This window comes from Rhizobium ruizarguesonis, assembly GCF_012349115.1.
Taxonomy (GTDB): domain Bacteria; phylum Pseudomonadota; class Alphaproteobacteria; order Rhizobiales; family Rhizobiaceae; genus Rhizobium; species Rhizobium ruizarguesonis.
The window spans coordinates 195,963-215,774 of record NZ_PQIG01000067.1; the positions used below are offsets into that span (position 1 = coordinate 195,963).

Consider the following 19,812-nt stretch of genomic DNA (forward strand, 5'->3'; position numbering starts at 1 on the left):
CACGGGCTGGCAACGCCGAAATCGGAGCGTCCTCGGATCGATTATGGCACCAGCCATCTTGGCGTATGGGCGCTAGGCCATCGGCAAATGTTGACCGAGCAGTGCGGCGGAAATCGGCAGCAACGAGAGAGACGGCTGAACCAGGCGTGTAACGCCGATAGTGGGGCCAGCTGGGAAGCCGGCCCACCCAACTCAGAACATCGTATTCTTGTTTGCCGCCTCTTTCGGAACGGCCTGGATCACGTCCCAGTGCTCGACGATCTTGCCGTCCTTGACGCGGAATATATCGACGATCGCCTGGCCAAGATCGCCTGCGCCATTCGTCGCGTGCACATGCAACCAGACCAGATCGCCATCGGCGGCGCTGCGGACGATCTGGGCTCGCGACTGGGCATTGTCCTTGAAGAAGCCGCTGAAGAAGGAAATCAAAGGCTTCTTCCCGTCTGGAACTTGAGGATTGTGCTGCCGGTAGTCGTCGGCGACGACCGCGGCGGCCTCGATATCGTGCTTGTTGAAGAACCTGTCGTAGAATTCCACCACCAGCTTCCGGTTGGCTTCCTCGACCTTCAAATCCCGCGAGGCGGATTCAGCAAAAGCGCCGGCCGGCGCGGCGACACTCGCCAAAATGACGAGGACGAAAAGCGATTTCCCGAATGTCATGCATCAACCTCCTTGGTATGAATTCGCGATCTAGTCTAGAAAGCAGACTATGAGAGCTGGTCTATGAAACCTCGACATACCTAGCAAGAAGGCAGGTTTTAGTGGCAAGGTCAGCCGAGGATGACCGAGGACGGAGCATGCCCAAGGAAACCGACGAGCCTAAGCAACAGCCCGGGGCGGGATGCCCGATCAGAGGCGTGCTCGATCGTATCGGCGATCAATGGAGCCTGCTCACCCTCGAGGCGCTGGAAGACGAGAAGAAACGCTTCAACGAGCTGATGCGCGAGATCGGCGACATCTCGAAACAGATGCTCTCCAAGACGTTGAAACATCTGGAGCAGGACGGCTTCGTGCGGCGCACCGTCTATCCAGAGGTCCCGCCTCGTGTGGAATACGAATTGACGGATCTTGGGCGATCCTTCCTCATCCCCATGAAAATCCTGATCGGATGGGCCGAGCGGAACCACCCGGCAATCACTAGCGCGCGGCGACGGCACGAAAAGGCCTAGTGACCATGTTCGTCACGCCAGCAGAACCTTGCCGCCCGTTCTAAAGGGAAGAGCGGAGTGCAGGGCTTGCCGGACATTTTCCAGGGGGAATACCTCCCGCACCTCGGTCGCGATGATTTTCGAAACGATCTGCGCCGCGATCTCGGAATAGGCCCGCTGGACGTCGCTCATCGCTTGCGAATGAACCCATTCCCGGAGGTGACAATAGGAAAAGGCGATATCGGGATGGGAGGCCCAGAAGGAAGCCGGAATGCTTTGGCCCGAGAGCAGGCCGTAATGCACGAAATGCCCGCCGGGCTTCAGCGCATCGGCGAGGGTGGCGGCGCGCGCGCCTCCGACACAATCGAGCACCGCGTCGAGCCCATGTCGGCCGGCGAGCCCGGCAGCCAGATCGCTTTGGCTTTCCTCCCTATCGATGATGATAGCCTCGACCCGGCCGCGCAGGCGCTCAAGCGATCCTTCGCTGCGGACGATGGCGACCGGCTCCACGCCTGCGGCATTGGCGAGACCGATCAATATCGCTCCGATCGAAGAGGCGGCGGCATTGATGGCAATACGCATGCCCGGCCTCAGCCCGATCTTGGCATGCAGCATCAGCCAGGCCGTCATCGGATTGACGTAGCTCGTCGCAGCTTCGAAGTCGGTGAGCTCGTCTGGAACACGAAGGCACCAGCCGGGATCGGTATCCTTGAATTCCTGCCAGCCACCGGCGCTGCGCACCGGCAGCACGCGTGTTCCCGGCGAAAGCCCATGAACCTCCTCGCCGCACTGTTCGACCACGCCGAACGCTTCGAAGCCCGGAATGAAGGGCAATGTCGTGCGCCCGCTATAGGCTCCTGATATCGTGATGATATCGGACGGGTTGATCGCCCGCGCCAACAGGCGCACCCTCACCTGGTCGCGCCGCAGCGGCGGCAGCGCAGCCTGCTCGAGCTCGACGACATCTTGAGCCGGGCCGAATTTTCGCACGACCGCCTGATATTGCATTGCATCCCCCACACACTGCGGTTAGATCACCCCGTCGAATTGGTGATCGAATGAGCGTTGACGACAGGCCTTTAGCATCGTTCCGGGTCTCGATGCGAGACATCGACATCTATGGTCATGTCCACAATTCCCGTTATCTCGATTATTGCGAGGATGCGGTCGTCGAGTTCCTGCGGCAACGGCAAATTCTCAGCCATTTCCGTCACACCTCCTCCGGCGTTGCCTATCACGTGAAGAAGGCGGAGATCACCTTTCACAGCCCGATCGACCTCGACGATGTCGTCGAGGCGAAGGTGGACGTGGAGAAAATCGGGCGCACGAGCCTGTCCTTCGCCATAGAACTCTTTCGCCAGCGCGATGGCGCCCATTGCGCATCAGCGCATTTCGTCTGGGTCTGCGTCGGCCTCTCCGACAGCCGCCCGACGCCGATCCCCGAAGCGACCAAAGCGGCTCTGTCTCCCGGCTGATTGCCGATCATTCAAACCAGCGGGTGTCCATGCCGATCCATGCGCAGCTTCTTCGACATGCAACGGAGACACCGGACAAGCCGGCGCTGGTCATCGACGGGCGCTCGCTCAGCTATGGCGAGCTCTATTTGCGCGCCAAGGCAATCTATCGGTTTCTCCGAGATCTGCCCCGCTCGAACCGCCGCATGCTCAATCTGCCCGGCGTGGAGAAGCTTGCCGCCCTCAGCCTTGGCAATCATATCGGCTTTGCCGAGTATTTTGCGGCGGCCACCGCTTTCCCGAATGCCTGCGCGGTCATCGACCCGCTGATGCCGGCAGAAAGGATCGAACGCATCATCGAGCGCCTGGCGCCTGACGTTCTGATTGTCGACGACGATGCCGGGCCGAGCGCTGAAATTGCCCGGAGATTCGGCATTCCCGTGGTCCCCGCCGGAACGGAGGCTTTCAACCTCGCTGCGGCGGGAGGTGCAGCCGAGCTGCCGGCCGATACCGACAAGATCTTTCTGATCGGCTTCACCTCGGGGACCACCGCCGAGCCGAAGGCCTATTATCGCTCGCGGGAGCAGTGGCGCCGGAGCCTCGATCGGGGACGCGTCGTTTTCGAGCTCGAAGACGCGCCGTCGACAATGTGCCCAGGAGCCCTCGCGCATGGCCTGGCGCTTTATGCATTGGTCGAAGCTCTTGATGCCGGGGGGACCTTTCATTCAGTCCGGAAATGGGATCCGGGCGCGGTGGCACGCACGCTCTCCTCCTGGCAAGTCGAACGGCTGGTTGCCGTGCCCACCCATATAGCCGGCATTGCAAGAGCCTGGGCAAGCGAACCCGCACTGACCTCCTTGCGCGACGTTCTGACCGCCGGCGCAAAGCTTGACAGGAACGGGGTCGAATCCATGCGGCGCCTGTTTCCGATGGCCCGTATCCGGGAATATTACGGCGCATCCGAACTGGGCTTCATGACGGTCTCGACCCTTGTCGGCGGCGAGATCGATTTTCCGATCGACCGGGTAGGGCAAGCCTATCCCGGCGTGGAAATCTCCATTCGCGATCCCGATGAAAACGACGTCGGGACCGATGTGCCGGGAACCATATTCGTCGACAGCGACCTGATCGCGGATGGATATCTCTGGGGCGATGACGGTCAGGCCTTCCGGGTCACAGAAGCGGGAGCGACGGTCGGAGATCTCGGCGAACTCAATGCCAATGGCATGCTGCGGGTGATCGGCAGGGCGGGCGGCATGATGATCACTGGCGGCAACAACGTTTATCCCGCCGAAGTCGAGAGTGCGCTCAAGGCCTGCCCCGGGGTAGAGGATGCTGTTGTCTTCGGATTGCCGGACGCCTATTTCGGCCAACGGATCGTCGCCGTCGTCTCGGGAGAGACGATGGACCTAAAAATTCTGGCCGATCATTGCGCGAGCTCGCTCGTCAGGTACAAGATCCCCAAGCAATTCTACCATATAAGGTCCTGGCCGATGACGAGCAGCGGGAAGATCTCGAGGGGGCAAGTGGAGCGGGCCGTGGTTTCTGGAGACGATCTTGTCCTACGCCTTTCAGCCTGACGAGGATTGGCAGCCGGTCGTGGTTGCCGCCTACCGGTCGCCGATCGGCCGGGCTTTCGGCTCACTTGCGACTGTCGCGGCGGAAGACCTGCTTGCGCCGATCATTCATCGGATCCTGTCCGAAACGGGAATTGCGCCCGAAAGCATCGACGATGTGCTGGTGGGCAATGCCGCCGGCGGCGGCGGAAATATCGCGCGGCTGACAGCGCTCACAGCAGGTCTGCCCATGGCGGTTCCGGGTGTCTCGATCGATCGGCAATGCGGCTCGGGCCTGGAAGCGATCATCACGGCAGCCCGGCTGATCCAGGCGAAAGCCGGCTCGTGCTTTCTGGCCGGCGGCGTCGAAAGCGTCAGCACCGCACCATGGCGCGTCGAAAGACCAAAGGCGAATGGGATGCCACCGCGATTTTACGGGCGCGCCCGGTTTTCGCCTGACACGATCGGCGACCCGGAAATGGGGATTGCCGCCGAAAACGTCGCCCGTCAGTTCAGCATATCGCGGCAGAGACAGGATGAATTCGCCTTGCGCAGCCATCGGCTCGCCGTAGCGGCGGCAGAGGCAGGCACCTTTCGCCCCGAGATCGTTGACATTTCCACCGACCACGGGCCGATCGAACGGGACGAATGCCCACGTGCGGCTACATCCCTGCAGGTACTCGCAAACCTCCGGCCGGTCTTCCTGGCCGATGGTTCGGTGACAGCGGGCAATGCCTGCCCGCTGAACGACGGCGCCTGCCTGGTGCTCGTCATGAGCCGTGGCATGGCGAAAAGCCTCGGCCTCGAAAGGGGCCTTGCCTTCATCGATAGCGCCGCTGCCGGCGTGGATCCCAATCTGCTTGGCATCGGCCCGGTCGCCTCGACCAGGAAGCTGCTGCAGCGTCAGCCCGCGCTATCGCTGTCCGACATCGATGCTATCGAATTCAACGAGGCCTTCGCCGCCCAGGTTCTGGCATCGCTGGATCAACTCGATATCCCGGCCGACGCGATCAACAGGAACGGCGGAGCAATTGCCTTGGGCCATCCGTTCGGCGCCTCCGGCGCAATCCTCGTTACCCGACTATACAGCCAGCTGATCCGCGACATCAGCGGATGGGCGCCGGGCGCGGCCGGCCTGGCAATGATTGGCATCGGCGGGGGCATAGGGCTGACCGCCATGTTCGAGGCTACCCAGCTTTCCTGATCTGCCGAAGGCGCAGACCGTCAGGCGGCGGCGCGCTTGTGATCGGCCGGATGCTGTAGCCGAAAGCCGATCGCCAGCCTGTTCCAGGCGTTGATCATCGCAACACCGATCGAAAGGGCCACGAGCTCGTCATCCGTGAAGTTGGCGTGCGCCTCGTCATAAACATCATCCGGCGCATGGCTTTTCGCGATCTGAGTGAGAGCCTCGGCCCAGGCGAGTGCGGCCCGCTCCCGAGTGGTGAAGAGCTGCGACTCCGGCCACGCGTTCAGAAGCAGCAGCCGGTCATCCGTTTCGCCGAGCTTCAGTGCGTCCTGGCGGTGCATGTGCAGGCAATGCGCGCATCCATTCATCTGGGAAACGCGCACCTTGACGAGTTCGAGCAACTTCGGATCGAAGCTTTTGGCAATCCAGCCTTCAACGGCCACGAGGCCGTCGATGCCGCTGTTCTTATGGGCCATGAAGTTCAGACGCTTGATCATTCTTATCTCCATCGTGAGAGGATTGATGACGCAAGCCTCGGCTTGCAGGCCAGTGAATACGCTTTGCCTTCCGGGTCGGCCATCTGCCCCGACGGTACATCTGGCCAATGCCTGTCGATGTGATGTTCCGCCATTTCGGCCGACTGCCTCGACCGCAGAGCCAGCTGGCCTACTACGTTCGCATAGGCTGACAGCGACCGAGGAAGAATAGTTTGGGGCCGCGATCCGGCGCATCCTCATGCCCATCGGTTTACACCGGTCGCACCGGCGACGGTCCCGATGAAAGTCGCTTCGCTCATCGAGGGCGCGGGGGCATGCCGAGCAGTTGCCTGCTCACCTTCAGGCCACCAGAGGACATCCTCGTAAAGGACAAGGAGACTACCCATGAAAATCGTCGTTATCGGCGGCACTGGCCTCATCGGCTCAAAGACCGTGGAAAGATTACGCAACAAGGGGCACGAGGCATTGGCGGCGTCGCCGAACTCGGGTGTGGACACGATCACCGGCAAAGGCCTGGCGGAAGCGCTCGCCGGGGCACAGGTGGTTCTCGATCTCGCAAACTCGCCCTCGTTCGAGGACAGGGCCGTCCTGGAATTCTTCCAGACGTCGGGCCGCAATCTGCTCAAGGCAGGGGCTGCCGCCGGCGTGAAGCATCACATCGCACTGTCGATCGTCGGTATGGAGCGGCTGCAGGGCAGCGGCTACATGCGCGCCAAGATGGCCCAGGAAGAGCTGATCAAGAGCTCCGGGATACCCTACACCATCGTGCACTCCACCCAGTTCCATGAATTCATGGCTGGCATCGCCCAGTCGGGCACCGTCGGCCAGACCGTGCATCTGTCGCCGGCCTACGTGCAGCCGATCGCCTCGGACGACGTCGCCGACGTCATGGCCGAAGTGGCGCTCGGCAAGCCTGTGAACGGCACGATCGAGATCGGCGGGCCGGAGAAGATCCGCCTCACCGAAATCGTGACACGTCTCTTCAAGGCGACGAACGATCCGCGGCAAGTGATGGCGGATCCGCACGCCCGCTACTTCGGCGTGGAGCTCGAGGATAATTCGCTCGTGACCGGCGCTAAGGCGCGGCTCGGCAAGATCCGCTTCGACGATTGGCTGAGCCGGCAGCCGCCTCAGAAAAAGAGCGCCTGATACCGGGCGCCCGACCCATTCCCATCAACGCAGGAGACCAGACATGCTCAGAAAAATGATCTCAGCGGCGGCGCTCGCCATTGTCCTTGCCGCCGGCACTCAGGCTCACGCCGCAGGCGGCGACGCGAAGGTAAGCGTCGTTTTCGACCAGAAGCTTCCGAATGTTCCCGGCAAGAGCATGCGGGCGGTGCTCGTCGAATATGCGCCGGGCGGTACCTCGCCCGGCCATACGCACCCGGCTTCGGCCTTCATCTATGCCACCGTTCTCGAAGGTGCGATCACCAGCAAGGTGAATGACGGGCCAGAGAAGGTTTACAAGGCCGGCGAAAGCTTTCCCGAATTTCCCGGCGATCATCACAGCGTCAGCAAAAACGCCAGCAAGACAAAGCCGGCGCGCCTGCTTGCGGTCTTCGTGCTGAATACTGACGAGACGGAACTGACGACCGACGACAAATGACGTCATGAACGCATCAATGCCCGGCGCCGTCGGGCATTGATATCAATAACGCCCTGCGATTGGCGTCAGGCCGCGTGCAGCGCCAGTTCCAGGTCGGCGATCAGATCGTCCGGATGCTCGATACCGATCGAAAGGCGGATGGTCGATTCCAGAACGCCGATGCGCTGGCGGACATCGGCGGGCACGCCGGAATGCGTCATGGTGGCCGGATGGCTCGCAAGCGATTCCGTGCCGCCGAGGCTGACCGCGAGCTTGAAGATCTGCAGCGCATTCAGGAATTTGAACGAGGCGGGCTGGCCGCCGCGGATGTCGAAAGAGAAGGTGGAGCCCGCGCCGGTGCATTGCGCGATGAAGGTCCGGCCGGCCGGCGATTCCGGATCGTGGTAGGGCAGGTAGTGAACCTTCTCGACCTTCGGGTGATCACGCAGAAAGTCGGCAACGGCTCGCGCGTTGCTGTTTGCCCGTTCCATGCGCAGTTGCAGCGTTTCCAGCGAACGGCCGAGCATCCAGCAGGAATGTGGATCGAGCTGGGTGCCGATCGCGCCGCGCAGGGCCTTGATCTGCTTGATCACCGCCTTGCGACCAAGAACGGCGCCGGCGATCAGATCCGAATGACCACCGACATATTTCGTCAGCGAATAGAGCGAGATATCGGCGCCGTGCTCGATCGGCCGCTGAAAAACCGGTCCGAGCAGGGTGTTGTCGCAGACGATGATCGGCATATGGCCCTGTCTTGCACCGATCATGTCGGCCACGCGTCGGATCATCGCGACATCGACCAGACTGTTGGTCGGATTGGCAGGCGTCTCGATCAGGATGACGGAGACGCGGCCCTTGGCCATCGCGTCTTCTGCCGCCTTTTGCACCGATCCTTCGCTGACGCCGTCGGCAAACCCAATGGCGGCGACGCCGAAGTTCAGAAAAGTCTTTGCCAGCAATGTTTCGGTTCCCCCGTAGAGCGGCTGCGAATGCAGGATCGCATCCCCCGGCCGGACGAAGGCGAGCAGAGTGGTGGCAATCGCCGCCATGCCGGATGAAAACAGCACGCCGCTTTCCGTCCGTTCGTAGACGGCGAGCCTGTCTTCGACGATCTCGCTGTTTGGATGGTTGAAGCGTGAATAGACGAGGCCCGCCCCCTTCCCTTCGGGCGGCTCGCGGCGGCCCGACACGTAATCGAAGAAGTCGCGGCCATCCTCGGCCGTCTTGAAAACGAAGGTGGAGGTGAGGAACACCGGCGGCTTGACCGCCCCTTCCGAGAGTTCCGGATCGTAGCCGTAATTCAGCATCTGTGTTTCGGGATGCAGGGCATGATTGCCGATATGGGTTTTGGAAGGATGCGGGGCGGTCATCATCGTCTCCTCTGTCGGGACTGCAGAAATGGCAGAATACATCAAAACGATATGAGCGGAGCAATCATCGCGGTCAGCTCATGGTCTTGCCCAGAGTGTCCGCGACATAGGCCCCGCGCGATCCCATCGGCAGCGGCGCTCCCGTCGTCGTGTCCTTCGCGGTCTGATGCTCTAGTTCGGCGTTCAGCTCGCCTCCGATGATGAGAATGACGACCGAAAGCCAGATCCAGATGAGGAAGCCGATCAGTGCGCCGAGCGTGCCGTATGTCGCGTTGTAATTGGCGAAGTGATCCAGATAGTAGGAGAAGCCGAGGGACATGGCGGTCCAGGCGACCGTGGTCAGAGCAGCGCCCCACGTCATCCACCGGAGCTTGGCAGGCTCCCTGCTGGGGCCGAAGCGGTAGACTGATGTAACGGCCACCGCGACGACCAGCAGAAGCAGCGGCCATCGCATGAGAAGGGCCATGTGCTCCTTGAATTGATCGAGCCAGAGATAGGAGAGGACAACCGGCATGATCCCGACGAGCGCCACCATGACCACCGTCAAAAGCACCGCGCAAAAGGTGAAGCAGAGGCCGATCAGGTTCAATCGGACAAGCCCCCGCTTCTCCTCCTCCTCATAGGCTACGTTCATTGCGTCGAAGATCGCCAGCGTGCCGCTATGCGTGCTCCAGAGGGCGATGCCCAGGCCGAGGAAGAAGGTGATGCCGAGCGTAGCGTCGCGTCGGCCGACGAGCTCCTCGATCTGGTTGGCAAGAAGATCGAACGCGCCCGATGGCATGAGGCCAGCCAATTCGCGAAGGTGTTCGGATATGGTGGCCGGATCTGCAACCAGCCCGTAGAGTGATACCAAAGCCGCCATGGCTGGGAACAGCGCCAGCAGCAGATAGAAGGTCACGCCCGCGGCAATCAAAGTGACCCGGTCGGCGAGGACCTCGTGGAAGACGCGCCAGAACACGTCGCGAAGGCCGCTGAGAGGGATAGCCTCGGGCACGCTGGCGCTGCGGCCATGATCGTCACCTGCGCGGCCGGTATCCGCAGACGGGGCGACCGACCTGCGCTCAGTTGCCTGCATCAAGACAAATGCGCCAATCGCTGCGGCCATCATTGTCGCCGCAATGGGGAATTTCTTGGGGTGAAGTACATCTGGCATGAGGATGTTCTCCGATCTGGTGCGGAGATAACGCAGGGTATCGCTAAAGGATGCAAGCCATTGCTTTCCTGCGGACATTTGAGGCGAGCCCCGAGATCAGTCCTTTCCCAGTCGGGTCAGGAAGCAGGGATTGGAAACGATTGAGGGCTCGTCAAGCCGCCCCGCCGCTGCGCTCAGGATTCCCAAAGCAAGGGATCCTAACTCGTTTCAATAATTATAAGTTATTGATATTGCTGCGATCACATCCTGATATGGAAGCGAATCCGGACTTTAGTTTCGTTACCGCGTTGCTGAGCGTGTTTTCAACAAGTCTACCGATAGGGCGGTTTGGCGGCCGCGAGGCGGTAGAATTGGTCCGTACCTCGTATCGGAAGCGCGGCTTGGATCTGAATTCCACCTGCTGCCATCCGATTCCGACGCCCAATAGCGAATGCACCTGCAGGCGACACGCTGCGCAGCAAGCAAGCCTGACAAAACAATAGCGCCGGCGACAATGGCCTGCAATAGCCGTTTACGTTATCAACGGGCAAATACTGGGTCCGCCCCTGGCGGGCCGATTGCATTCGCTCGGCATCCCTCATGAGCAAGCGTCGTCGAGACCGAGGCCGCCTGCCCGCCGACGCGATCTCGATGGCCTCAATGGTTGCTTGATGGCGTCTCGGCAATCGGCAGAACGCGCGTCGCGATCGACCAGGTCGCCACGCGAAAGCAACTGCGCGGTAAGGAGACGGCGACAGGATGCGCGCTACCCCTGATGTCGGCCAGCTCGCAGCCTGGCGTTATTTGCCATAGACGGCCCCTCCCCGACCATCACTAGAGGTGTTGCTCCGGCCATTCATTGCTGGGCATCTCCGGCGCGCTGCTCAAAGGCGCAGGGCTCCTGGCATACCGGCCGGGATAAACAGGCCTTCCACATTGCCAGAGAGCGAGGATCTGCGCGTCATCAAATAGTGTGCATCGATCACGGGCGCCGCCCCGTCTGACATGACGTCGCGGCCCTCGCGCCGCGGTCGGCTACCCCAGAGCAAAACGAACCCGAAGCTGCCGTTCCACATACGCTCGGCCTGCTGCCGAAAGCAAAATCGACGACAGCCGCTGGTGTGTCACGTGCGCTGCCGGACGGTCGATATCAGCGGCCACTCGTTCGTAACGAGCTGACGCGCCCCGAAAGCCTAAGCTGTGAGCCGCCGATCCTGTAGGGTCGAAAGCAGCCCCTCCCCTGTCGCGTACCCCTTCAGTTCGATCGCATGAAGAACCAAATGCGCTGGCAGGGAGGCAGCGTTCTGTCGGTCGGCTATCGCCACAGAAGCCGTCCTCAGTGGCGTATGGCACCTGACCCTGCGGCCTTTCCCAGGTGAATCCGTAAACCGCAACTGCGCGCCGAATGTTCCCTGATCGTGCCGTTGTCCGCGGACAACCGGATGATCAACGTGGTAGCCGTCAGCTCGTTTGCACATGAACCAACCTTCGTAGCAATTAGTCCGCGCGCCGGGAGAAGATCCCCGATATCGCTCGCTGATGGATGCCATGGACTTGCGGTATTGCTGCCGCCTCGATGGCCGTGCCTGGTATCGTAGAGCAGTGGTTTCATTCCCCTTGCCGAACAGGCATGGATGTCGATTCCAAGGGTTCCGAAGAGCCCCATCGGGTCTGTCGACAGGTCGGCAATGCCTAAACCTGATCCCCGGGGAGCAAAATGCGTTAGAAGAAGCTGTGGGGCTGTCGGCGCTGCGGCTTCGCTCATCGGATGGGATCCGCGGCAAGGGATGGCGGGACGGTCGCGACGCCGACATCCTCGCCGCTCTCGCGCCTCCTGGACCAGGCGCAATCGAGGCCGTCCGTTGCTCGACGCAAGGCTGCCTGGCTAGCGGCAACGCTTCGGCGGGAATCTCAGATCAGGTGACTTCGTTGCCCGTTCAATTCAGTTGATCGGGCGGGGGGCAGCCCCGCCCTTCGATGTCCCTGCGAGCGCCTCCGGATGAAGCTGGAGAGAGTGGCACTGACGGCGGCGAATCCATTATCCGGTTAGCTTGCGCTGCATCGATCGGTTCGTCCGTCCAAGCTGTGCCGATTGGTCCTCCTTCCTGAGTTTTGCAGGCCAAAGGCCGAAGCCTCGAATGAGGCAGCGAATAACTGAAGGCCGGCGACGACGTCCGCATGCGGTGGGGCGGATGGCCGGATGTTGTCGCCGTCGTTGGTGATCGGCGGCAGATCGGCCAGCTTGGTGATCGCCTTCTTCGGCATCTCAGTCAATTCGGCCGTCAGTCAGGTGGAGATAAGCGAGGCCACGCCCTCGGGCGAAGGGTTGGGCAGGGCAGGTCCGGGGCGGATCGTCATCGATCATTTGAGGCAATCTCCATTCGCACGTCTAGCTCTTGGCGCATCGGGGTGCGATCCCCTGCCCTCATCAATCACTTTGTGGTGGGCGGATCGGCTCGCTAGAAGCCGGAAAATTCCCTCCACTAGAATCGCTGTTCGGCAAGTTGTCCGCGGACAACCCTAGGCCCAAGCCCGGTCGCGTGCGAACGAAGGCTGCGTACCTGACCCTTCGTCTGCGACATCCGCGGCAACCGCCAGGCTTGAATTTGCCGCATTGCGGCATTACCTCGTGACGGACCGAAGCGCTTTCCCCTCCTAGCCGCTTCGGTCCGACGGACAGCACTTCTCCTCCCAAGCTGTCGGTCACTATCGAAGCCCGGCGCATCTCTCCCGCGCCGGGCTTTTGTCGTCTCGGCGACCCACTGTCGTCACCAGGCAGGGAACGTCTCCTGGTCCTCCACTCTTATCACTCCAGGCCTCAAGTGAGGTGTGTTGGCAATTTGGGACGCCGGCGGCGGCGATCAATTGCGCGCGTCGCCAATCCGCGTCGCTGCTGTCATGCTGCCGTGCTGCCGCCAGCAGAGGAGCCGCCATCGGCCGTCTTCGTCCGCTGGCCAGCGCGCGAACCACGCGCCGAAAACATCGCCGATCGAGGGCCATCGCTTGCAGGTCTTCACCGCCGGTCTGAGCGCCGCCGTCCAGGAGGGCGTCGAAGGCCGGAGTGGGATCGGGCCGGCAAGTTCGCATCGACCAGCAGGTCACCCGACGGCGGGGCCTGTCCGGCTCATGCGGCTCACTGATTTCGATAAGCCGTTGGTGCGTAATCCTGCCTCCACCTCAGCCGGCATGGCCGCCGCCCGGATCCTCGGCGGGCTTGGTCCAACTTCAAAGATGATGGGCCGCAAACTTCGACGGCAGGCTTTTCGGTGCCGGACAGGCGAGGGCGCGCCGGTGGTGAGCCTGCACCAAGCTTTTGATAGCTAGATCTGATGTCGGCGCCCTGGGCGTGTTTCCCCCGTGCCTTGCGCCGGATGTTTGAGCGTGGCGACGTCATCGGCGGCCAGAGGTGCGGCGAACTGATCGCGCCGGGCGAAAGGAGGATGGTGTCGAGGACGTCGAGCTCTTCGGTGCCGCGGCGCGCTATATTGCTCGATGAGGCGAGGTGGCCGACTTTCGCGGAACCGGCGCGGATGTTTCAGACGTCATCATAGCAAAGCGCCCATTGGTCGCCGATATACCAGCAGCGTCCTGTCCGCGGCTCCGTCTTCCAGAGCACGCTTTTGACGAACTCGATGCCGCCGCGCCTGAAGGCGCCGGTCAGCGCCTCGATCTCGCTATCGTCGATTGTCAATCCACCATTGGCGCAGACGAAATAGGCTGTACCGATCCAACGCGCCGCAAATCCACCCTCGCCGCGCTCGATACGAAGTGCAGCACCATGGGATGCGTGACGGCCGCCTTTCGGCGGTCGGTCCTGGCGCGGTACGCCGAGTGGCAGCACGAGGCGCCCTCCGGGTCGAAGCCTTTCGATCCAGGGTTCCGCGGGCCGCGCGACGGCGAAATTTACATAGATCGCATCCACCTCTTCCTGCGGCCATTGACTGCCGTCGGCGTTAATGACGCTGACATTGGCCCGATCAGCAAGCGCTGCTTGAGCGAGGGCAGCCAGATCGGGATCCATCTCGACGGCATAGACATGACCGGAAGCGCCGACAAGCTCCGAAAGAATGGCGCTGTAATAACCGGTGCCGGCGCCGATATGGGCGATGCGATCGCCGATCTGTACGTCCAGTTCCGCCAGGAGTCGGGCATGCAGTGAGGGACTGCCATTGTTGACACCCTTGTCGGGCTGCAGGGCGAATAGCACGTCCTGATAGGCCAGAACCAAGTCGGAGGAGGGGAGGGGGCGATATCCGCCGCCCAGGTTGGAGATCTGCCATGGCGGCGCACCAAGGAATTTTTCGCGCGGGACGGCGGCAAAGGCAGCTTCGATCCGCGGGTTCGTCGTTGGGGCGGTTGCCACCACCTGATGGGCGTAAGCGCGGCGGATCACCACCAGTTCGTCGGCCGTGAATATCGCAGTCGGCATGGGCAAATCTCCGGACTTGGTTTTGATCTGTTCCATTTTAGGTCTTTGCGGCTCCAAATCCATCTATACCCCGATGCTTGATCCGTGTAGTATGGGATCTCATGACGGAAATTAAATGCCACTTCTCTTCCATTACGGAAAACTACGTTGTTACTTCATAAGGTTAATATTCCACAGGCTGCAAAACTTAACATTGTCGCCGCATCAAAGTGCGGCCTGCAAAGAGGCAGTATCGGCCTATTGGTGTCCCCGACAACAGGCGACGCTGCAGACGGCTGAACCGGTCCGGCCCTTGGAGCCCAAGCACTCCCACAGCACCATCGAACACGTTTCAGGCGTCGGGTATCGTGTGGTGCTTGGCGTCTACCCTGAAACGCTTCTTGATCCTATCGACGGGCGTCCCGTCCTGAAGCGGAACCTGGATTAGCCGATCATAGGTCTTGAAGCCCATCTTTGTGTAATAGCCAAGGCCGCTGACGTTGTCGGCCCGAATGGTGGCATTAATGAATTCGAGCCCGAATTCTTCCGCTGCGGCTCGGGTTGCGGGGAAGAGAGCGGTGCCGACGCCTGGGGTCCTTGGGGTCATGCGGGCAAAGGTCGCGATGTCGGCGAAGCCTTTCGGCGGATCGCCGTATAAGCTCAGGGACTGAAAACCGACGAGCGACTGATCGTGCTCCGCAACATGGCAGGTAAGAGGAAACTCGCCATCGATGAACCAGTCCGCAAACTCGGCAGCCGAAAGCGGCGTCTCGAGTGCGGTTGTTCCGCCAGCCCGGATGATCTCGTTCAGGAGACTGCTCAGCTCCTCCGCGTCAGCAGAGCCGGCCCTTCGAATGCGCATGTCTTCGCTACCTCATCCTCAACCAAAACCGTTTTGGCGAGACTCGAGAGTACAAGTCACCACTTCGTCTGCCAGGGCAAATTCCGGTTCCGCGTTCGACGGATCTGCTGACGCGCCTTATTCAGGCGTTCAGGCGCTGCTGCGTCTGCCGGTCGAAGAAGTGAACCTTGGCCGTTTCGAAAGAAAGCTTCACCGGCTGTTCTGGCACTAGTTCGACACGTTCGCGAACGACCCATGTCAGCTCCCTGCCTTCGAGCTCCACGGCGACATGGGTTTCCGATCCCGTGGGTTCGACCACCTTGACCACGGCATCCACACCGTTTTCGCCACCGAAGGTGATGTCTTCGGGACGAATACCCAGCGTCAACGGTCTGTTGGCGGAATTGGCTGGAGCCCGCGAAAGTGCTACGCGTGATCCACCCGGCAGCGACAATGCGGGGTTGCCTGCGCCCTCAAGGGTTCCCTCGAGAAAGTTCATAGCGGGGGAGCCGAGGAAACCTGCGACAAAGATGTTGCGCGGTCGGTCGTAGAGTTCGAGCGGACTGCCGATCTGTTCGACGCGACCCCCGTGGAGCACGACGATCTTGTCAGCCATGGTCATGGCCTCGATCTGGTCGTGGGTGACATAAACGATCGTGGTCTTCAGGCGCTGGTGCAGAGCCTTGATCTCCGCTCTCATCTTCACGCGCAGTTTCGCATCCAGATTGGAGAGCGGTTCGTCGAAGAGAAAGACTTTCGGATCTCGAACGATGGCGCGGCCCATCGCGACGCGCTGCCGCTGTCCGCCCGACAGCTGAGCCGGCTTTCGATCGAGAAGCGGCTGCAATCCGAGAATTGCCGCAGCCTCACCGACCTTCTGTTCGATTTCCGGCCGCTTGACCCCGGCGAGCTCGAGCGCAAATCCCATGTTCTGGGAGACCGTCATCTGCGGGTACAACGCATAGTTCTGGAAGACCATCGCGATATCGCGATCCTTCGGCTGCAGATTGTTCACGACCCGGCCGTCGATGCTGATTTGACCGGCGGTAATATCCTCGAGCCCCGCAATCATGCGCAGCAATGTCGACTTGCCGCAGCCGGAGGGGCCGACGAGAATGGTAAACTCACCATCGGCGATCTCGACGTCGACACCATGAATGATGTCGACCGTGCCGAAGGATTTCTTGACGTTTCTGATGCTCAAGCCAGACATTTCGTACCCCTTGCCATCTTCTAGCGCTTCCTGCGCACGCGCAGCGCCTGATATGGCTTACGCGGAATTTTGACGCCGAAGGCCGCGTCCGGCTTGCCGCCGCGCACGACCGAGCCATGGCGTGTCGGATGTGGAATGGGCGCCTCCACCTTCTCGACCGGCGTGATCGTCATCTCCCATGTGTCGATGAGATCGACATCATAATCGTCGCCGTCGACCGGCAGGCCGGTGGACCAGATCACCGGCTGATGCTCGCCAAAATAGATCAGACGAAAATCGCCGTCGCCGTCGCGGGCGCCCGACACGCGGGACCAGGGCCATTCGCCGATGATGCCGAGCGGCTCGAGACCGTGCTTGACATCGGCTTCCAGGAGGTCCCGGAGGAAGCCGATGCGCTTCCACGCTTCGCCGCGCAGTTCCCCGCCCTTGGCCCACCAGATCAGATCCTCGGGATGGGAATAGGTTTCGCCATGGCCGGCATAGCCGCCGCGCGCCATCGTGATCCAAAAGCGATGCACGAGCTCCTGCGCGTTGAGATTGCCCCATGACTGCAGGATGTCGCCCTCATATTCGGGCTCGTCGTTGACGACAGGCTTGCCGTAGGCATCGCGCCATTCCTGGGTCCGCTTGACGTCAGGGTTTTGAATGCAGGTGTGCGTGACCCACGGCTTGCGATGATCGAAATTCGCCGTCACGTCGCCATTATGGATGGAGCGCAGATGTTGGTAGGGGTCGCTTTCTTCCAGAATGTGGAAGTAGCGATCCCACTGCTCCATCGGCTTCGTATCGATGAGGAAATCATATTCATTGGCAAGCGACCACCAGACGTTCCGGTAGGCGGCGAGACGAGCGGCCAGATATTCGACATAGCGAAAATCCTGTTCGGCCGACATGTCGGCATAGCCCCACCGATCGTAGGGATGGAAGATGATGATATCCGCTTCGATCCCAAGTTGGCAGAGCGCTGCGACCTGCTTCTCGAAGTGCTGGAACGAGGCGGGGCTCGGGCGGTCGAAGTCTTCCTTCCCGTCCGCTCCGCGTTCGAAGCAGGCGTACAGCGGCTCGTTGACGTTATAGGGATAATCCTTCGGGAACACGCCCATCCGGAGCTTGTTGAAGCGGGCCTTCTTGAGGGTTTCGAGGGTCTGCTTCTGCATTTCGAGCGGCTGGTGCGTCCAGGCGTAGCAGGTCGTCCCGAAGGAGAGGAACGGGGTGCCGTCCGCATAGGCGAAGTGGAATTTGTTGCACACGCGCACCGGGCCGTGATTGCCGGCCGAAGGCTCGGTCGCGGTCAATGCGCCGGTCTTGCCGTCGAGTGCAGCAGTCTTGGAACGGGTCAGAAACGACCATTCGCCTTCGATGTCCGGCATGAAGCGGATACGGTAGATGCCGTTGCCGTCATAAAAGCCCGGCACGCGGACTTCGCGGCTCTTATGGGTGAACACGGCATCGAATGCCACGTCGAGATAGGGATTGCCGCCGGAGGGTCCATCAAAGGAGGCCTCGAACACGCCCCATTTTTCGACTGTTGCATCAGACATAGAATATTCTCCTCATGGAATAGCTTTGTGGTCGCTAGCCTTTGACAGCACCGGAGGTCAGGCCAGAGACGAAGTAACGCTGGAACATGAGATAAACGATCGTCGCCGGCAGGACGGTCATCACGATGGCCGCATTGAGCTGGCCGTAATTGCTGGAGAACTGCCCCTGAAACGACATCAGGCCGAGCGGCAAGGTCCACATGTGCTGATCCTGGAGCAGCACCAGCGCCATGGCGAATTCGTTCCAGGTGGAAACGAAGTCGAGGATGAGCAGTGCGGCGAGCACGGGCAGGCACACAGGCAGAAATATCCGCCTGAAGATGACGAAGTGGCTCGCACCGTCGATCAGCGCTGCTTCCGACAGCTCCTTGGGAATGCTCTTGAAGAAGCCATGCAGGATGAAAACCTGATAGGGAACGCCGAAGGCGATGTAGGGAAGGATGACGCCGGGGTAGGTGTCGATGAGGCCGAGTGAATTCACCAGGGTAAAGAGCGGCGCAAGCATCACCTGGAAGGGGATCATCGTGCCGAACACCACAAGCAGCAGCAGGGCCTTGGTGATCTTCAGCTTGATCTTGGCAAGGGCATAGGCGGCCATCGCCGAAAGGAACAGCCCGAGCGGCACCTTGATGACGGTTATGATGACGCTGTTGAAGAAGGAGCTTGCGAAGTTGCCGCGGCTCCATGCAGCGCTGTAGTTTTCGAAAGCGAGGTCGGTCGGCGGCACGAAAGCGCCCGTGCCCGTCACCGCCGCCGGCGTCTTCAACGAGGTGAAGACGATGAAGACGAATGGCGCGACCCAGACGAGCGCCACGATAACAAGCGCGATCCAGAGGCCGATCAGAATGGGATCCCGCTTCATCGACGATGGTTCGACCTGCAAATGCACTGCGGTCTGATCGGTCGGCACTGCTGTCACGATTCAACCTCCTCGTGCTTCTGGGTCCATTGGAGATAGGGAATGACGACGGCCATGGTGATCAGCAGCAAGACGACCGAAATCGCCGCTCCCCGTCCGAAATCGAAGATCTGCATCGCCTGCGTGAACGCCCAGAGCGCCAGCATCTGGGTGGACTGCGCCGGCCCCCCGCCAGTCAGTCCGTAGACGATGTCAAAGGCCTTCAAGGAGGAGATGACGGAAAGAACGAGAACGATCGTGATCGTCGGGCGCAATGCCGGCAATGTCACATGCTTGAACACTGCCCACCGGCCGGCGCCATCGATGCGCGCTGCTTCCACGAGCGTCTGAGAGACATTCTGCAGGCCCGCCAGGAACAGGACCATCGAGAAGCCGACCGTCTGCCAGAGATAGGCGACGAAAACCGAATAAAGGGCGATATCCCTGTTGCCCAGCCAGTCCTTGATCCAGCCCTGCATGCCCCACGAGGTGAGCAGCTGGCTGAAAAGGCCGAAGAAGGGATCGTACATCCATTTCCACATGGTGGCGACGGCAATCGGCGCGATGATAACAGGCAGATAGAAGATGGCCCTGAGGCCATTACGGCCGAATATCTTCTGGTTGAGGCTGAGCGCCAGCAGCAGTCCGACCATCGGGGGGAAGATCAGGCTCATCACGGTCCAGATCACGGTATTGCGGAAGGCCACCCAGAAGACCGGATCTTTGGTGAAAATCGCCGAATAGTTCGCAACGCCGACAAATTGCCGATTGGGATCGAGCCCGTTCCACTTCTGGAAACTCAGGATCACGACGTTGAACATCGGATAGAGGGCGAAGACGGCATAGATTGCCAGGGCCGGCACGAGCAGGATGAGCGCTTGCACGCGCGGATCATGTGACGATTGTCGAAGTGACATGTTTTCCTCCTGGCGGTGCATTTGCTGCCAGCTCACGAAAGAATGTGCCAGCCGCACGACCCTGAG

The 19,812-nt window shown here is 61.0% G+C and carries 18 protein-coding genes; 6 read left to right on the top strand and 12 right to left on the bottom strand.

Translation table 11 applies throughout. The annotated features are described in order from the left end of the window. Nucleotides 1-192 precede the first annotated feature (192 nt). Nucleotides 193-660: a nuclear transport factor 2 family protein gene (locus tag C3Y91_RS10120; protein ID WP_024321607.1), complete on the bottom strand. Its 468-nt coding sequence runs from the start codon at nt 658-660 to the stop codon at nt 193-195. 137 nt (nt 661-797) lie between these two features. Here C3Y91_RS10120 and C3Y91_RS10125 point away from each other — a divergent pair, with 137 nt between their 5' ends. Next, entirely contained in the window at nt 798-1,169 is a 372-nt protein-coding gene (locus tag C3Y91_RS10125; protein WP_024321608.1) for a winged helix-turn-helix transcriptional regulator, read from the top strand. Nucleotides 1,170-1,181: 12 nt separating this feature from the next. On the opposite strand, the gene C3Y91_RS10130 is transcribed toward C3Y91_RS10125, so the two are convergent. Then, entirely contained in the window at nt 1,182-2,156 is a 975-nt protein-coding gene (locus C3Y91_RS10130) for a zinc-dependent alcohol dehydrogenase family protein (RefSeq protein ID WP_024321609.1), read from the bottom strand. A gap of 50 nt (nt 2,157-2,206) precedes the next feature. On the opposite strand from C3Y91_RS10130, the gene C3Y91_RS10135 reads away from it, so the two are divergent. From C3Y91_RS10135 to C3Y91_RS10145, 3 genes are read left to right on the top strand one after another with little or no spacing between them, the layout of a single operon-like run. Next, entirely contained in the window at nt 2,207-2,623 is a 417-nt protein-coding gene (locus C3Y91_RS10135) for an acyl-CoA thioesterase (RefSeq protein WP_024321610.1), read from the top strand. 29 nt (nt 2,624-2,652) lie between these two features. Then, complete coding sequence (locus C3Y91_RS10140) at nt 2,653-4,182, top strand: class I adenylate-forming enzyme family protein (protein WP_168575278.1); 1,530 nt, start codon at nt 2,653-2,655, stop codon at nt 4,180-4,182. Next, nucleotides 4,160-5,362: a thiolase family protein gene (locus C3Y91_RS10145; protein ID WP_024321612.1), complete on the top strand. Its 1,203-nt coding sequence runs from the start codon at nt 4,160-4,162 to the stop codon at nt 5,360-5,362. Before C3Y91_RS10140 ends, C3Y91_RS10145 begins: the two co-directional genes overlap by 23 nt. Nucleotides 5,363-5,382: 20 nt before the next feature. On the opposite strand, the gene C3Y91_RS10150 is transcribed toward C3Y91_RS10145, so the two are convergent. Beyond that, nucleotides 5,383-5,841: a carboxymuconolactone decarboxylase family protein gene (locus tag C3Y91_RS10150; protein ID WP_024321613.1), complete on the bottom strand. Its 459-nt coding sequence runs from the start codon at nt 5,839-5,841 to the stop codon at nt 5,383-5,385. Nucleotides 5,842-6,225: 384 nt separating this feature from the next. On the opposite strand from C3Y91_RS10150, the gene C3Y91_RS10155 reads away from it, so the two are divergent. Then, nucleotides 6,226-6,990, top strand: coding sequence for an SDR family oxidoreductase (locus C3Y91_RS10155; protein WP_024321614.1), 765 nt, complete (start codon nt 6,226-6,228; stop codon nt 6,988-6,990). Between the two features lie 43 nt (nt 6,991-7,033). Then, nucleotides 7,034-7,447: a cupin domain-containing protein gene (locus tag C3Y91_RS10160; protein ID WP_024321615.1), complete on the top strand. Its 414-nt coding sequence runs from the start codon at nt 7,034-7,036 to the stop codon at nt 7,445-7,447. Between the two features lie 65 nt (nt 7,448-7,512). Here the strand turns inward: C3Y91_RS10160 and C3Y91_RS10165 are convergent, their stop codons facing one another. From C3Y91_RS10165 to C3Y91_RS10205, 9 genes are all read right to left on the bottom strand, one after another. Beyond that, complete coding sequence (locus C3Y91_RS10165) at nt 7,513-8,796, bottom strand: cystathionine gamma-synthase family protein (RefSeq protein WP_024321616.1); 1,284 nt, start codon at nt 8,794-8,796, stop codon at nt 7,513-7,515. A gap of 73 nt (nt 8,797-8,869) precedes the next feature. Beyond that, the gene (locus C3Y91_RS10170) at nt 8,870-9,949 is read right to left on the bottom strand and encodes a YihY/virulence factor BrkB family protein (protein ID WP_024321617.1); all 1,080 of its coding nucleotides are present in this window, start codon (nt 9,947-9,949) and stop codon (nt 8,870-8,872) included. A 2,025-nt stretch (nt 9,950-11,974) separates the two neighbouring features. Beyond that, complete coding sequence (locus C3Y91_RS10175; RefSeq protein ID WP_024321619.1) at nt 11,975-12,193, bottom strand: hypothetical protein; 219 nt, start codon at nt 12,191-12,193, stop codon at nt 11,975-11,977. 1,270 nt (nt 12,194-13,463) lie between these two features. Next, nucleotides 13,464-14,357 carry a protein-L-isoaspartate O-methyltransferase family protein gene (locus tag C3Y91_RS10180; RefSeq protein ID WP_024321620.1) on the bottom strand — a complete coding sequence of 298 codons (894 nt, stop codon included), beginning with the start codon at nt 14,355-14,357 and terminating at the stop codon, nt 13,464-13,466. A gap of 331 nt (nt 14,358-14,688) precedes the next feature. After that, complete coding sequence (locus tag C3Y91_RS10185; protein ID WP_024322024.1) at nt 14,689-15,198, bottom strand: GNAT family N-acetyltransferase; 510 nt, start codon at nt 15,196-15,198, stop codon at nt 14,689-14,691. A 121-nt stretch (nt 15,199-15,319) separates the two neighbouring features. Beyond that, on the bottom strand, nt 15,320-16,390 hold the full coding sequence (locus C3Y91_RS10190; RefSeq protein ID WP_130657129.1) for an ABC transporter ATP-binding protein: 1,071 nt from the start codon (nt 16,388-16,390) through the stop codon (nt 15,320-15,322). A 20-nt stretch (nt 16,391-16,410) separates the two neighbouring features. Further along, the gene (locus tag C3Y91_RS10195) at nt 16,411-17,931 is read right to left on the bottom strand and encodes a DUF5060 domain-containing protein (protein WP_168575279.1); all 1,521 of its coding nucleotides are present in this window, start codon (nt 17,929-17,931) and stop codon (nt 16,411-16,413) included. Between the two features lie 34 nt (nt 17,932-17,965). Continuing rightward, nucleotides 17,966-18,850, bottom strand: a complete 885-nt coding sequence (locus tag C3Y91_RS10200) for a carbohydrate ABC transporter permease (RefSeq protein WP_024322027.1) — start codon at nt 18,848-18,850, stop codon at nt 17,966-17,968. Beyond that, nucleotides 18,847-19,746, bottom strand: coding sequence for a carbohydrate ABC transporter permease (locus C3Y91_RS10205; protein ID WP_024322028.1), 900 nt, complete (start codon nt 19,744-19,746; stop codon nt 18,847-18,849). The genes C3Y91_RS10200 and C3Y91_RS10205 overlap by 4 nt, the downstream gene beginning before the upstream one ends. Nucleotides 19,747-19,812 lie beyond the last annotated feature (66 nt).